The sequence below is a fragment of the Streptomyces coeruleorubidus genome, from assembly GCF_008705135.1.
GTDB lineage: Bacteria > Actinomycetota > Actinomycetes > Streptomycetales > Streptomycetaceae > Streptomyces > Streptomyces coeruleofuscus.
In genome coordinates this window covers 3,587,690-3,601,949 of sequence record NZ_CP023694.1, presented here as the reverse complement: position 1 = coordinate 3,601,949, position 14,260 = coordinate 3,587,690, and the positions used below count along the sequence as shown (strand labels likewise).

Sequence of the window (14,260 nt, the reverse complement as noted above, 5' to 3'; positions counted from 1 at the left end):
GCGCAGTTCCCCGCGCCCCTGAAAGGTCAGTCCAGTACTGAAGCCAGGTCGCGCCACGCCTTCCTAGGCAGGGCGTCGCGCGGTTCGCCGTCCAGGACCTGGAGGGCGAGGTGGTCCGCTCCCGCCTCGAAGAACGCGTCGATCTTGGCGCGGATGGCCGTCTCGTCGCCCCAGGCGAACAGGGCGTCGACGAGGCGGTCGCTGCCGCCGTCGGACAGGTCGTCCTCGGTGAAGCCGTGCCGGAGGAAGTTGTTGGTGTAGTTCGGCAGCGGGAGGTAGATCTCCAGGAACTCGCGGGCCAGGGCGCGGGCGCGGGCCGGGTCCGTCTCCGGGATGACGCCCAGCTCCGGGGCCAGCAGCGGGGCCTCGCCCAGGATCTCGCGGGCGTGCGCGGTGTGCTCCGGGGTGACCAGGTACGGGATCGAGCCCGCTGCCCGGTCGCGGGCCAGCCGGAGCGACTTCGGGCCCAGGGCGGCCAGGAGGCGGCGGTCCGCCGGCACGCCCTCGGCGTCCAGTCCGTCGAGGTGACCGACGAGGGCCGAGTAGGGGCGGGCGTACTGCTCCACGCGCTTGGCGTGGCTCACCCCGAGGCCCAGCAGGAAACGCCCGGGGTGGGCCGACTCCAGTTCCCCGAAGGCCGTGCCGGCGGCGTCCGGATCGTGCTGCCAGATGCTCTGGATGCTGGTGCCGACGGTGAGCTTCGAGGTCGCCTCGATCAGCGGCGCGGCGTTGGCGGCGGAGCTGTTGCCGCCCAGCCAGACGGCGCCGTAGCCGAGTTCCTCCAGTTCGGCGGCGGCCTCGGCGAGCTCGCCGCGCCGGTCCGGGTCCTCCGAGCGCAGGCCTACGCTCCAGATGCCGAACCGGCCGACGGTTTCCTTCAGGGCGGTGGTCATCGGTTGGGATCCCTCCGGTTGGGCGCCGTGCGTGATCATGCGTACAGCAGGTGCCAACCGGAGGGGCCCGGCCGTAATTCCGAGCCGGCGCCGGTGATTTCGGCGCCACAGTGGTCGCTAGCGGTCCTTGCCGAGGAACTCCTCCAGCGCTTCCACCACGAACCGGTGGTCCTGGAGCTGCGGCAGCCCGGACACCGTCACCGCGCCGATCACGCCGACGCCCTCGACGGTGATCGGGAAGGAACCGCCGTGTGCCGCGTACGTGTCGGGGTCGAGGCGCGAGGACTCCTCGAACGTCGTGCCCTTGGCGCGGAAGCGGGCGCCCACCAGGTAGGAGGCGGAGCCGTAGCGCTCGACCACCCGGCGCTTGCGCTCGATCCAGGCGTCGTTGTCGGGCGTGGAGCCGGGGAGCGCCGCGTGGAAGAGCTGCTGACCGGCGCGGTGGATGTCGATCGCGACCGGGGCCTGCCGCTCCCGGGCCATGCCGACGAGGAGCGAGCCGAGCGCCCAGGCGTCGTCGTGGGTGAACTGGCGGAACACCAGGCGGCGTTCCTGCTGCTCCAGCTCCTCCAGGCTCGGGGTGAGCTCCGGGTGGAACTTCGGGGTCAGCTCCTGGCTGTGCGAAGGGTTGCTCTTGTGGGTCACAGGGTCACCGTCACCTTCTCGCGGGCCGAACGTCGGGCGGCCTCCAGTACGTCCAGGGCGGCGGCCGCCTCCAGCGCGGTCACCGGGTTCGGGGCGCCCTCCAGCAGGGCCTTCGCCACGGCCGCATAGTAAGCGGGGTAGTCGCCCGGGAGGGTCGGTTCGGGGCGGCCGCCTCCCGTGACCGGGGACTCGCCGGAACCCACGCGGCCCCACAGCGACTCGGGCTCCACGCCCCAGCCGGGCCCGGGGCGGTGGCCGTCGCGCAGGGCCGCCTCCTGGGGGTCGAGGCCGTACTTGACGTAGCCCGCGGCGGAGCCCAGGACGCGGAAGCGGGGGCCGAGCTGGGCGGTGGTCGCGGAGACGTAGAGGTGGGAGCGGACGCCATTGGTGTGCGTGATGGCGATGAACGTGTCGTCGTCCGTCTCGGCGCCCGGGCGGCGGATGTCCGACTCCGCGTACACGGCGGCCGCCGGGCCGAAGAGGACCAGCGCCTGGTCGACGACATGGCTGCCGAGGTCGTACAGCAGACCTCCGATCTCTGCGGGGTCGCCGGACTCCCGCCAGCCGCCCTTCGGCTTCGGACGCCACCGCTCGAAGCGAGATTCAAAACGCCAGACGTCGCCCAACTCGCCCTCGGCCAGCAGCTTGCGCAGGGTGAGGAAGTCGTTGTCCCAGCGGCGGTTCTGGAAGACGGAGAGGAGCAGGCCGCGCTCCTCGGCGAGGGCGGCCAGTTCGCGGGCCTCGGCCGCCGTGCCCGCGACGGGCTTGTCGACCACGACCGGCAGACCGGCCTCGAGCGCGGCGGTCGCGAGCGGCACGTGCGTCTTGTTCGGGGACGCCACGACGATCAGGTCCAGCTCCCCGGCCCGGTCGAACAGCTCGTCCGGGCCGGCGGCGAGGCGCACGTCCGGGAACTCGGCGCGGGCCTGCTGCTGCCGCTCGGGGTTCGAGGTGACCACCGTGTCGAGGACGAGGCCCTCGGTGGCTGCGATCAGCGGGGCGTGGAAGACGGAGCCGGCGAGGCCGTAGCCGACGAGGCCGACGCGGAGCGGCGAGCCGGGCGGGCCGGAGGTGCCGAGGGGTGTGCCAGTCATGCCACCCACTTTGGCAACGCTGTTGCCAAAGTGCAAGCGCCGGGGACAATGGGTGGTGTGAACAGGGCGGACGACCGTACGGGCGGAGTGGGTGGAGTGGGCGGCATGACTGGTGCGGGGGCCGGAGCGAACCTGCTCGCCCTGCGCAGCCACAACGCCGCGCTGGTGCTCGACCTGCTGCGGACGGCCGGGTCCGACGGCATCAGCCGGCTCGAACTCGCCGAGCGGACCGGCCTCACCCCGCAGGCCGTCAGCAAGATCACCGCCCGGCTGCGGGAGGACGGTCTCGCGGCGGAGGCGGGGCGCCGCGCGTCGACCGGGGGCAAGCCGCGCACGGTGCTGCGGCTGGTGCCCGAGGCGGCGTATGCGGTGGGCGTCCACCTGGACCGGGACGAGGTCCGGGCCGTGCTCGTGGATCTGCGCGGGACGGTGGTGGGGGAGCGGCGGGCCGCGCTGGACCTGGGGGCGGGTGCGGGGGCGGTGCTGACGGCGGTGACGGAAGCCGTGCGGGCGACGGTGGCGGATGCGGTGCCGGTGCCGGTGGCGAATTCGATGCGTGTGCCGGTGGCGGATGAGGCACGGGCGACGGTGAAGGATGCCGTGCAGGTGCCGGGGGCGGATGCCGTGCGGGCGACGGCGACGGAAGCCGTACGGGCGACGGCGACCGAGGCCGTGCACGTGACGGCGACGAAAGCCGTACGGGCGACGGCGACCGAGACCGTGCACGTCACGGCGACGGAGGCGCTGCCCGCCGGGTCGCTGCTCGCCCGTGCCGGTTCCCTGCTCGGAGTCGGAGTGGCGCTGCCCGGGCCGCTCGACCACGTCCGGGGCGTGCTGCACCGGGTGACCGGTTTCCCCGAGTGGGACGGCTTTCCGCTGCGGGAGGCGCTGGCGGAGCGGCTCGGGGTGCCGGTCGTGGTCGACAAGGACACCAACGCGGCGGCGCTGGGCCTGGCGGCCGGGGGCGAGGGCGGCTCCTTCGCGTACCTGCACCTCGGTACGGGGCTGGGGGCCGGTCTGGTGATCGGCGGGAGCGTGCACCGGGGAGCCCGGACCGGGGCCGGGGAGTTCGGCCACCAGGTGATCCAGCTGGACGGCCCGCCGTGCACCTGCGGCGACCGCGGGTGCCTGGAGGCGCTGTGCCTCGGTGCGGTGGCGCGCGGCGATGTCGAGGAGGCGGCGCGGGTGCTGGGATCGGGCGCCGCGAACCTGGTCGGGCTGCTCGACATCGACGTCGTCCTGCTGGGCGGGCGGACGGTGGCCGCGACACCGGAGGCGTTCGTGCGGGGGGTCGGGGCGGTGCTGGGGGCGCGGGCCCGGCGGACCGGGGAGGACGCCGTGCCGGTACGTGTCGCGCCGGGCGGCGGGCGAGTCGTGGCGGTGGGGGCGGCTCAGCTCGTGCTGGGGCCGGTGTTCGGGCGGGGAGACGGCTGAGGGTCGGGGGCCGGATTCGTGGTGGGGACGGGGGCCCGGCGCGGGTCGGGGGCCGGATTCGGCCGGAGTGTGCGGGTGGCGTCGGGGAAGATCCGCCCCAGGTGGTACTCCAGCACCGTCCGCACGTCCGCGAGTGAGCGGCGGCCGTGCAGGACGTCCAGGCCCAGCCCGACCGCTCCCGACACCAGCAGGTCCGCCTCGTGCACCCGGTCGATGCCCGGCGCGGTGCTCCCTGCCGCCTCGCCCACCCCGATGATGTCCGCCACGAGCCGCTCCAGGGGCTGTTCGGCGGCCAGGAAGACCTCCGCGAGCACGGGGTCGGTCAGGCTCCGCGCGTAGTACGCCGTGAAAACGCGCAGCGCGAAGGCGCGTTGCTCGTCCAGCGGCAGGAACTCGTCCAGCACCGCCCGCAGCAGCGCGCATGGCTCCGTCATGTCGTACGGGATGCGTCCCTGGGCCAGCCGTTCGTTCTCCTCGTGCAGCAGCCGCAGCGCGTCGACCATCAGGGCGTGCTTGGAGTCGAAGTGGTACTGCACGACCCGCAGCGACACCCTGGCCTCGGCCGCGATCCTGCGCATGCTCGCCGCGTCCAGCCCCTGCTCGGCCGCGATACGCCACACCGCCTCGGCGATCCGGCGCCGCTGCCGTGCCCGGATGTCCGTCGGCCGGGGCGCGGGCGGGCTGTCCGGGGCGGGCAGCGGCTGCCGGCGCCGGCGGTAGGCGCGGGCCTGGCAGCTCCGGGAGCAGTACACGGGCGGGCGGCCCCGGCCCGGACGGGCCGTGGGCTTGCCGCACACCGGGCACGTCCCCTTCTTTTCGTCACGCACGCCTTCACGATAGCGCGCCGAGAAAGTGTGACGTAAAGCGAAAGTTGAGCTGTTGCAAGGCTGATCACGTGCCTGCCGATTGATACGTTCGTAACGTCAACGTCACACCTCTCCCACGGAAGGGAAGGCCATGAAGTACGACGTCCTCCGGGTCCTCGGCATGGTGATGATGGTCGTGTGCGCCCAGGCACTCGTCCGGCTCCTCGTCGACCACGGCGACCGGGGGCTGCTGGAGGGGCTCCCCGGCGGCTTCCTCCCCACGCTGGTGGCCTACGCGGTCCTCACCGCCGCCGGTGTCCTCCTGACCGGCTGGGCCCACTCGCGGGCGAAGGCACTCGGGCGCCACTGAGGATCCTCTCGGCCCTTCGGGATGTCCGCCGTCCGGGCGGATTCGCGCCGCCGTTCGGGGGTGTTCCCGGCGGTGTCGGCTAGCGGCAGGCTCCTTCCGGCAATGTCACATCTCCATGCGACCCTGCACGCCCGCTCACCTCTGCCTGGCGGCGGCAGCCGCCGTCCTGCTCACTGGGGCCCATCCGGCGTACGCGGACGACCCGGCGCCCGCCTGTGCCGCGCCCGACGACCACACCTTTCCGCTCACCACCCGCATCCACGGCGGGCCCGGCACCTACACGGCCGGGGGCGGGTCCGGGACCTGGTATCTCGACCTGACCAACACGACCGGCCGGCCGTGCACCGGTATCCACCCCGTCGTCGTGCTCGTCGACGACAAGCGGGCGCTGGAGCCCTCGCAGCCCCGGCTGGAGTTCTTCGAGGGGGCGCGGGCGCACCCCGTGCGGTTCGAGAAGACCGGGGAGGACGAGCTCGTCGGGGCGTTCGCCGACGAGGAGGACCGCTTCGCCGGGTTCACCGTCGGACCGGGGAAGACCGTCACCGTGAAGGTGCGGCTCGCGGTCACCTCGGACGCCGTGCCGAACGACGTCACCGCCAACGCCGCCGTGGTGCAGCGGCACGACGACGACGGCGACTGGGTCGGGCAGTCGAACGACTACCGGTTCGGGATCGACGGCGACGGCCCGGTCGACCGGGGTGAGCCGGAGGCCGACGGCGGCACGGACTCCCCGCCGGAGCCCGGCGAGTCCGTCCCGCCACGTGAGGACCGCTTCCCGTTCGCCGAGGAACTCGCCCGGACGGGATCCGGCGGCCAGGTCGCCGCTGCCGCCGCGGCGGTACTGCTCGCCGGCGGCGGGGCACTGCTCCTCGCGCGCCGGCGCCGCTGAGGCGCGTGGACCTGTCCCGCCTGTCGGGATGCCGTACGCAGGCCATTCCCCAAGATCCGGCCACTGTCTAGGCTTGGGCTCCTGGCCCCAAGGCGCACGCCGGCCCGCGTACGGCAGGAGATCCCGCACATGGCAGACCGCAAGCCCATCGAGTCGTGGCTCACCGACATGGACGGTGTGCTCATCCACGAGGGTGTACCGATCCCCGGCGCCGACGCCTTCCTCAAGAAGCTGCGCGAGTCCGGGAAGCCCTTCCTGGTCCTCACCAACAACTCGATGTACACCCCGCGCGACCTGCACGCCCGGCTGCGCCGCATGGGCCTGGAGGTGCCGATCGAGAGCATCTGGACCTCGGCCCTGGCCACGGCCCAGTTCCTGGACGACCAGCGGCCGGGCGGCTCGGCGTACGTCATCGGCGAGGCCGGTCTGACCACCGCGCTGCACGACATCGGCTACATCCTGACCGACCACGAGCCGGACTACGTCGTCCTCGGCGAGACCCGCACGTACTCCTTCGAGGCCATGACGAAGGCGGTGCGGCTCATCCTCGCCGGCGCCCGTTTCATCTGCACCAACCCCGACGAGACGGGCCCGTCCACCGAGGGCCCGCTGCCCGCGACCGGTGCCGTGGCCGCGCTGATCACCCAGGCGACCGGCAAGAAGCCGTACTTCGCGGGCAAGCCGAACCCGCTGATGATGCGGACCGGGCTGAACGCCATCGGGGCACACTCCGAGAGCAGCGCGATGATCGGCGACCGCATGGACACGGACGTGCTGGCGGGCATGGAGGCCGGGATGCAGACGTTCCTGGTGCTCACCGGCCTGACCCGGCCCGACCAGGTCGAGGGCTTCCCGTACCGGCCGTCACAGGTCGTGGACTCGATCGCGGACCTCGTCGACCGCGTCTGACCCCGCCGGGCAGCAGACCGGCGCTCAAACCCGTCGCCACCCGTATGGAGCAGCCCCCGCCTCCCTGAGGATGCGGTGGCCGACCGTGCGGGGGAGGCTCCAGGCGTCTGGAGGTTCACGATGGGTTCCCTGAGAGTCACTGTCTGTACGAGCGTCCTGGTCGCGGCCGTCCTCACCCCGGCGGCCTACGCGGCGGACGCAGGGGGCGTCTCGGTGACCCCGGCGACCCCCGCGCCCGGCAGTGACGTCACGCTCCGCGTGACCGACTGCGCGGAGAGGACGGCCGTCGCCCGCTCGGCGGCGTTCGTCGCGGACGCGCGGCTCACCGTCACCGACGGTGAACTCGTCGGCGAGAGCCACGTCCGCTCCACGCTCGACGCGGGGACGTACGCCGTGAAGGTCACCTGCGGGGAGAGTGAACGGACCGGCACGTTCACCGTCCGGGAGGGCGAGAGGCAGCGGTCCGCGTCCGGGGCGGGGAGCGAGCATTCGTACGTGTCCGGGACCGGGACCGGTGGACAGCCGCCCGCGACCTGGACCGGCGACCGGCCGCCCGCATCCGTGTCCGGGACCGTCGGGCAGCCGCCCGCACCCGGCGCGATCGGGCAGCCGCCCGCACCCGGCGCGATCGGACAGCCGCCCGCAACCGGCGCGATCGGGCAGCCGCCCGCACCCGGGACCATCGGGCAGCCACCTGCACCCGGGACCGTCGGGCAGCCGCCCATGCCAGAGGGCGGTGGGCAGCCGTCCGCGTCCGGCGACGGCGGGCAGCGGCCCGCGCCCGGGGGCGATGAGCAGCGGTCCGACGCCCGGCGGCCGGGCGCCTACCCCTCACCCGTCGCCCCCGTCCAGGCGGGCGGCGGTGGCGCGGCGGACCTCGTCGCCGCCGAGGACCGCGGGGCCGGTCCCGGTACGGCGCAGGGGGTGACCGGCCTGATTCTCGCGGGAGTGGCCGCGGTGGTCGTCGCGCTGGGCGGTGTCCGCCGGAGCCGCGGAACGGACTGACCATGTCCGACCAGGACCGAATCAACGGACACTCCTCGGGCACCGGCCGCCTGCTGGCCGGTGTCGCCTGGGTGGCGCTGCTGCTCGGGCTGTGGCTGTGGGGCCGTGAGGTGACCGACGTACGGCACGGCATGTCAGCGCCCACCACGGGCGACATGGCGGCGGCCGGACGGCCCCCGGACGTGAAACTGCCGCCCGCGCACCGCCCGTTGGGCGACGCGCTGCCGCAGCGCGTCGACATCCCCGGGCTCGGGGTGCAGGCGCCCGTGGTGGCGCGGGGTCTGGACGCGCGCGGCGCGCTCGATCCGCCGCCGTACGACCAGCCGGGCGCGGTCGGCTGGTACGCGGGCGGCGTGGCCCCCGGGGCGCCGGGGACCGCGCTGATGGTCGGTCACGTCGACACCGACACCCGGCCGGCCGTCTTCTACAAGGTCAGTGCCATGCGGCCGGGCCAGACGATCCGGGTGATCCGGGCCGACGCCAAGGTCGCGGAGTTCACCGTCGAGTCCGTCCAGGTCCTCACCCGCGACCACTTCGACGCCCACCAGGCCTACGGTCCCCGCGAGTCCGGGCGGGCCGAGCTGCGGCTGGTCACCTGCGGCGGCAGCTTCGACCGTACGACCCGCAGCTACACGGCGAACGTGGTGGTGTCGGCGTACCTGACGGGCACGGGCCTCTGACGGCCGGGCGCGCCCCCAGCCCGGTCGACGACCCGCTCCCCCTGAAGTCGCCGACCGGGCTGGTCCTCGACCGCGCGCGCCCGGGCTGCGGGAGTAACCCGGCGAGCTGCGCGGGAGGTCGCGGGAGCCACGGTGGGTGAAGCTCTGGCCGGAGGCCGGGCCCTGCTGAGAAGACTCTAGAACCAAAGGCCCACCCGGGCCTAGAGGTTGGATGACGCCAAGTCCCGATACGGTGGCTCTGCGTCATCCGTGCAGGTGGCTTCCGCCTCGTGGGGATCGCGGGACGTATGTCAGGATTGAGACTTGGAACGGTGCACCCAAGGGGGAGTGGATGTACGGCAGCAGGGGGGTAAGGGCGTCCGCCGCGAGGCGGATGTCCGCAGTGGTGCTGGGGGCGGCACTGCTGGTCACGGGGTGTTCGTCCGACGGGGGTGACGGATCGGACCCCGGCGATGACACGGGCGCCGGGATCACACAGCAGCCCAAGGAGACCGCCCCGTTCTGGGTCAATCCGGACGGCACCGCGGCACAGCAGGTCGCAGCCCTGGAGAAAGCCGGCAAGAAGCAGGACGCCGAGCAGATCCGCAAGATCGCCGAGCAGCCGGTCGCCGAGTGGATCGGCCCGGACGACCCGCAGAAGCAGACCCAGGGCTTCACCGAGGCCGCCGACAAGGCCGGCCGTACGGCACTGCTCGTCCTCTACAACATCCCGCACCGCGACTGCGGCCAGTACTCGCAGGGCGGCGCCGCCGACGGCAACGCCTACCGCGAGTGGCTCGACGGCGTGGCGTCGGGCATCGGCGACCGCTCCGCCGCGGTCATCCTCGAACCGGACGCGCTGCTGCACCTGGTGGACGGCTGCACCCCGGAGCAGTTCCACGAGGAGCGCTACGACCTCCTCAAGGGTGCCGTCACCAAGCTGAAGTCGCTGAAGAACACACAGGTGTACCTGGACGCGGGCAACGCCGGCTGGCAGAACCCCGACCAGATCTTCGAGCCGCTGAAGTGGGCCGGTATCGAACAGGCCGACGGCTTCTCCGTCAACGTCTCCAACTTCTACTCCACCGAAGACTCCATCGCCTACGGCAAGCAGCTCTCCGCCAAGGTCGGTGGCAAGCACTTCGTCATCGACACCAGCCGCAACGGCAAGGGCCCCTACACCCAGGGCAACCCCGACGAACGCTGGTGCAACCCGCCGGGCCGCGCCCTGGGCGAGACGCCGACGACGAAGACGGCGGACCCGTTGGTCGACGCGTACCTGTGGGTCAAGCGGCCGGGGGAGTCGGACGGCGAGTGCAAGGGCGGGCCCAAGGCGGGCCAGTGGTGGGCGGACTACGCGCTGAAGCTCGCGAAGGCCAGTTCCTAGAAGCCCGGCCGGGCCTCCGGGAGCGGACGGGACGCGGATCAGCGTGTTTCCCGTCCAGGCCCGGGCACGCGAAGGGGCGCCCTCCGCACAGGAGAGCGCCCCGATCAGCCGGTTCCTACGGCACCTTGACCCACTGCGCCTTGCTCGGCGTGCCCCGGTCGTCCGTCACGAACAGCATGTACCAGCCCGCCTGAACCAGGTTCCGGTTCTTCGGCATGGTCACCGTCAGCTTGTTGCCGGACGCCTTGAAGTCCAGCGCGATCGAGCGCTGGTCGACGTCCGTGACGTGCGTGGCGGCGCTCGGGCGGATCAGCCGGACCTTCTGGACCTTCGACGCGTCCGACGAGGTGAACGTCCCCGTCCCCCCGCGCTCGATGGTCTGCGGCCCGCCGGACAGCGAGGGCTGGTCCCCGCTGCCGTAGAGGTACGGCGGCGTGTAGATCTCGATGCGCTGCTCGAACTTGCCCGGCTTGGTGTTGGCCTTGTCGCCGTAGAGCGAGTCGGAGCCGAAGAACATCACGCGGCCGTCGGGCAGCAGGATCGACCCGGAGTGGTAGTTGCGGCCCACCAGCGGGTCGGCGACCCGCCTGAGGTCGTTCTTCTCCGTGTCGTAGATGCGCGCCTCGAAGATGTTGGAGTCGCTGCGGCCCCGGTAGTCCTCCGAGCCGCCGGAGATCAGCACGCTGTCGTCGGGCAGGATCGAGGCGTTCGGGTAGCGGGTGCCCTTGTCCAGGGACGGGCCGTCCACAAAGCGCGGGTCGTCGTCCTTCAGGTCGACGATCCTCGTCTTCTCGCTGGACTGCTGGGACTCGCCGACACCGCCGCCGCCGATCACCATGTACTTCTCGTCCTGCGCCGGCGGCAGCAGCACCGTGCCGGACGTCTCCATCAGCTTGGGGTCGCTCAGGCCGGGGATCTTCGTGAACTTGTTGGTGTCCACGTCCCACACGCCCGGGTCACGGCCCACGTTGTCCGGCCCGTAGCCCGCGTTGGAACCCGAGTAGAAGACCTTGCCGTTCTGCATGAGGAACAGCGCCGGGTAGGTCGGGAACTGCCGGACCTTGTCCGTGTAGGTCCACTTCTTGGTCTTCGGGTCGAAGACCTCGTTCTTGCCGGGGACGAGCTGGCCGATGTCGTCGAGGCCGGAGACGCTGAGGATCTTCCCGTCGCTCAGGGTGGTGAGCGTCGGGTACCAGCGGGCCTCCTTCATCGGGTCGACCTTGATGTACTTCTCGGCTATGGGGTCGAACTCGAAGGCGTCCCGGATGCCCTGGAAGTCCTTCTTGTCCAGGGCGAGCTTCTGCGCGATGCCGTAGGTGTTCTTGGCGTCGGCGCCCTTCAGGCCGTGCACGCGGTAGTTGTCCTGCGTGCCCGTCTCGTGCTTCTTGCCCCGCTTCTGCGCCTCGACGTAGATCCGGCCGAGGCCGGGGTCGTTGCGCAGGAACCTGCCGGTCGCCTTGTCGAAGACCTTCTTCGCGCGCGGCACGAGCACCGGGTCCTTCGAGACGAAGGTCTTGCCGTTCTCCTTGCCCGTGAACTTGGTGCCGGCGGGCAGCGTGATCGGCTTGTCCGGGTTCTCGTTGTGGACGATCATCAGGCCGCCGGCCTTGGTGACGTCACCCTTGAGCTTCTCGTACCGCTTGGTGCCGCCCGCGATCAGCAGATTGCCGTTGGCGAGCTGGGTGTGGCCGGTGCAGAACAGGTCGGCCGGGGTGGGGACCTTCTTGATGGTGCCCTTGACCGGGTCCCAGATCCGGGTGTCGAACTTCTTCGCGTCGAAGTTGTCCTGGTTGTTGCCCGACCCCGCGACGAGCAGCACCTTGCCGGTGCGCAGCAGCGCCGCGTGGATGGTGTTCTGCCGGTACTCCTCGGGGAAATCGATGATCTCCCACTTGCCGTTCGCGGCCTTGTACTCCGGCTTGTTGATTTTGTACTGGTGGTATTTCTCGGTGCTGAAGCGGTAGAGCCACGGCCCGTTCATCCCGGCCAGCGCGAGTACCACCGCCGTGCCGATCGCGAGTCGACGGGCCCGGCGGCGGCCTGCACGGTCGTTCATTCCTTACGTCCCCCAAGTCCACCAAGGGCGATCTGCATGGTCTGGTCGGTCCCCCCGACCTCCCCGTTTCCGCCAGGGGCGGCGGCCCAACCGGGCTTGTGCTGCGGGGCGTGGGCCGCGGGCTGCTGCGGGATGGGCAGCGGCTGCGTCCGGTTCGGCCCCGCAGGGTCCTGCGGCTGCTCCACGGCGGGTGCGGCGGGCTTCTTCGCGTCCTGCCGAAGCTGCCAGCGCCAGGCGAAGACCGGCGAGGCGGTGATCAGCAGCGCGAACGTCGCCCAGATGATCATCGCGGGGTGCGAGTGGCCGTAGACGAAGCCGGCCGCGATCGACGCGCCGAAGATCGCGACGAAGTACCAGTGGTAGCGGAACGTGCCGAACCAGCGGTCCGGGCTGGCCGAGTCGCCCTTGGGCGTGACCACGAACTTGCTCTTGCGCCGCAGTACGGAGTCGATCAGCGCCTTCGCGTACAGCGGCGCCGACAGCGCGGACATCACCATGCCGGCCACACCGCCGGAGCCCTCCGGCTCGTGCGGCGAGACGTTGTGCCGGCGGTTCCAGACGTACAGGCCGATCTGGAGCGCGGAGGCGTTGCCGTAGAGCATCAGCCAGACCGCCGGGTCGATGTTCACACCCGAGGCGCCCAGGCCCAGGAACAGGCAGCAGCTCAGCGCCGCCAGGATCCAGTTCAGGGCCGACATCGGGTAGAAGATGATCATCATCGTGTAGTTGAAGAGCTTGCTCGGCGGCAGCGAGTACCAGCCCTTCCAGTACTGCTTGAGGATCGTCTCGTACGTCCCACGCGACCAGCGCATCTGCTGGGTGAAGAAGTCCGTCCAGGCGCTGGGGCCCTCACCGACCGCGAGCACGTCCGGGGTGTAGACCGAGCGCCACTTCCTGCCCGTCGCCGGGTTCTTGTGGCGGTGCATCTCGAAGCCGGTCGCCATGTCCTCGGTGATCGAGTCGTACAGACCGCCGATCTGCTTCAGCGCCTTGATGCGCACGGCGTTGGAGGTGCCGACGAACATGGGGGAGCCGTAGCGGTTGCCCGCGCGCTGGATCAGCGCGTGGAAGAGGAACTGCTGCGACTCGGCGGCCTTGGTGATGGGGTTGTCGTAGTTGCCGTAGACCTGCGGGCCGATGACGAAGCCGACGTCCGGGTCGCGGAAGAAGCCGAGCATCCGCTCCAGGTAGTTGGGCAGCGGCACGTGGTCGGTGTCGACCGAGGCGAAGAAGTCGTAGTCGTCGCCGTGCGCCTCCAGCCAGGCGTTGTAGTTGCCGTGCTTGGTCTTGGCGCGGTGCGGGCCCTTGGCCTGGTTCCACTTAGCGACGCCCTTGCGGGAGAAGTGGTGCACGCCGAGGCGCTCGCAGACCGCCTTCACCTCGGGGTCGTCGCCCTCGTCGAGCAGCCAGACGTGCATGAGGCCCCGGTGGCGGATCTTCACCGCGGCCTCCAGCGTCTTCGTCACCATCTCCAGCGGCTCCTTGCCGGGCACGAAGGAGGTGAGGAAGGCCACTCTGGTGCCGGTCTCGGGCACCACCGGGATCGGGTCGCGGGCGACCAGCGTGGCGTGCGCGTTCGACACCACGTTCATGCAGCGGAAGAACTCGATCAGACCGATCGCGACCAGCATCACCACGTCGAGCGCGGGCAGCCAGTCGAAGGCCGGGTAGTCGCGCTCGGTCCAGTGCTCGGGCTGGAGCAGCCACACCAGCAGCACCACGGACAGCACCGGGGCCGCGGCCAGCATCAGCGCGACTCTTATACGGTGCGGTTCCTGCGAGAGCAGCGACCGGTACTGCACCTTGTAGGGCTTGGTCGGATCGGGCTGGGTGAGGGGACCAGCGAGCCGGCTGTAGTGCTCGTAGTCGTATCTCGGCAGCGTCTTCTTGATCCGCCGAAACGTCCCCGTGGTGCTCATCCGATGCGCCGGCACCCTGAGCTGGGTGGTCTGGGACGGGTCGTGGTCCTGCTGCCGGGCGCCCGTCGGCCTCGACGTCATGAGTCATCCCCCCACACGCGGACACCGCGTGTTGCGTAGCTTCTTACCGCCTGCCGCAGGTCCCCCTCGACCTTCACAGACGTATCAGTGGTGGGTCGCGGCCACCACGTCAT

General features: G+C 71.5%; 13 protein-coding genes. 7 read left to right on the top strand and 6 right to left on the bottom strand.

What is annotated here, in order from left to right; all coding sequences use genetic code 11:
* Positions 1-26: 26 nt before the first annotated feature.
* From CP976_RS16570 to CP976_RS16560, 3 genes are all read right to left on the bottom strand, one after another.
* On the bottom strand, positions 27-893 hold the full coding sequence (locus CP976_RS16570; RefSeq protein ID WP_150481072.1) for an LLM class F420-dependent oxidoreductase: 867 nt from the start codon (positions 891-893) through the stop codon (positions 27-29).
* Between the two features lie 117 nt (positions 894-1,010).
* A complete protein-coding gene (locus CP976_RS16565; protein WP_150481071.1) occupies positions 1,011-1,538 on the bottom strand; it encodes a heme-degrading domain-containing protein in 528 nt (175 codons plus the stop codon).
* A complete protein-coding gene (locus CP976_RS16560) occupies positions 1,535-2,632 on the bottom strand; it encodes a Gfo/Idh/MocA family protein (RefSeq protein WP_150481070.1) in 1,098 nt (365 codons plus the stop codon). Before CP976_RS16560 ends, CP976_RS16565 begins: the two co-directional genes overlap by 4 nt.
* Before the next feature lie 105 nt (positions 2,633-2,737).
* Between CP976_RS16560 and CP976_RS16555 the strand changes: the two genes are divergently transcribed.
* Positions 2,738-4,066 (top strand): ROK family transcriptional regulator, encoded by a 1,329-nt coding sequence (locus CP976_RS16555; RefSeq protein WP_150481069.1) that lies wholly within the window; start codon positions 2,738-2,740, stop codon positions 4,064-4,066.
* Here CP976_RS16555 and CP976_RS16550 read toward each other — a convergent pair.
* On the bottom strand, positions 4,024-4,893 hold the full coding sequence (locus tag CP976_RS16550) for a TetR/AcrR family transcriptional regulator (RefSeq protein ID WP_229875199.1): 870 nt from the start codon (positions 4,891-4,893) through the stop codon (positions 4,024-4,026). The genes CP976_RS16555 and CP976_RS16550 overlap by 43 nt on opposite strands.
* A 130-nt stretch (positions 4,894-5,023) precedes the next feature.
* Here CP976_RS16550 and CP976_RS16545 point away from each other — a divergent pair, with 130 nt between their 5' ends.
* The 6 genes from CP976_RS16545 to CP976_RS16520 all read left to right on the top strand — a co-directional run bounded on the left by CP976_RS16545 (position 5,024) and on the right by CP976_RS16520 (position 10,091).
* The gene (locus tag CP976_RS16545) at positions 5,024-5,242 is read left to right on the top strand and encodes a hypothetical protein (RefSeq protein WP_150481068.1); all 219 of its coding nucleotides are present in this window, start codon (positions 5,024-5,026) and stop codon (positions 5,240-5,242) included.
* 115 nt (positions 5,243-5,357) lie between these two features.
* Entirely contained in the window at positions 5,358-6,131 is a 774-nt protein-coding gene (locus CP976_RS16540; protein ID WP_150481067.1) for an LPXTG cell wall anchor domain-containing protein, read from the top strand.
* 129 nt (positions 6,132-6,260) lie between these two features.
* Entirely contained in the window at positions 6,261-7,040 is a 780-nt protein-coding gene (locus tag CP976_RS16535; RefSeq protein ID WP_150481066.1) for an HAD-IIA family hydrolase, read from the top strand.
* Positions 7,041-7,160: 120 nt separating this feature from the next.
* A complete protein-coding gene (locus CP976_RS44480; RefSeq protein ID WP_150481065.1) occupies positions 7,161-8,045 on the top strand; it encodes a hypothetical protein in 885 nt (294 codons plus the stop codon).
* A gap of 2 nt (positions 8,046-8,047) precedes the next feature.
* The gene (locus tag CP976_RS16525; RefSeq protein WP_150481064.1) at positions 8,048-8,725 is read left to right on the top strand and encodes a class F sortase; all 678 of its coding nucleotides are present in this window, start codon (positions 8,048-8,050) and stop codon (positions 8,723-8,725) included.
* 331 nt (positions 8,726-9,056) lie between these two features.
* A complete protein-coding gene (locus CP976_RS16520) occupies positions 9,057-10,091 on the top strand; it encodes a glycoside hydrolase family 6 protein (protein WP_150481063.1) in 1,035 nt (344 codons plus the stop codon).
* A 115-nt stretch (positions 10,092-10,206) separates the two neighbouring features.
* Here the strand turns inward: CP976_RS16520 and glxA are convergent, their stop codons facing one another.
* Positions 10,207-12,147, bottom strand: coding sequence for a radical copper oxidase GlxA (gene glxA, locus CP976_RS16515; RefSeq protein WP_150481062.1), 1,941 nt, complete (start codon positions 12,145-12,147; stop codon positions 10,207-10,209).
* Positions 12,144-14,147, bottom strand: coding sequence for a glycosyltransferase family 2 protein (locus CP976_RS16510; RefSeq protein ID WP_150481061.1), 2,004 nt, complete (start codon positions 14,145-14,147; stop codon positions 12,144-12,146). The genes glxA and CP976_RS16510 overlap by 4 nt, the downstream gene beginning before the upstream one ends.
* Positions 14,148-14,260: the final 113 nt, after the last annotated feature.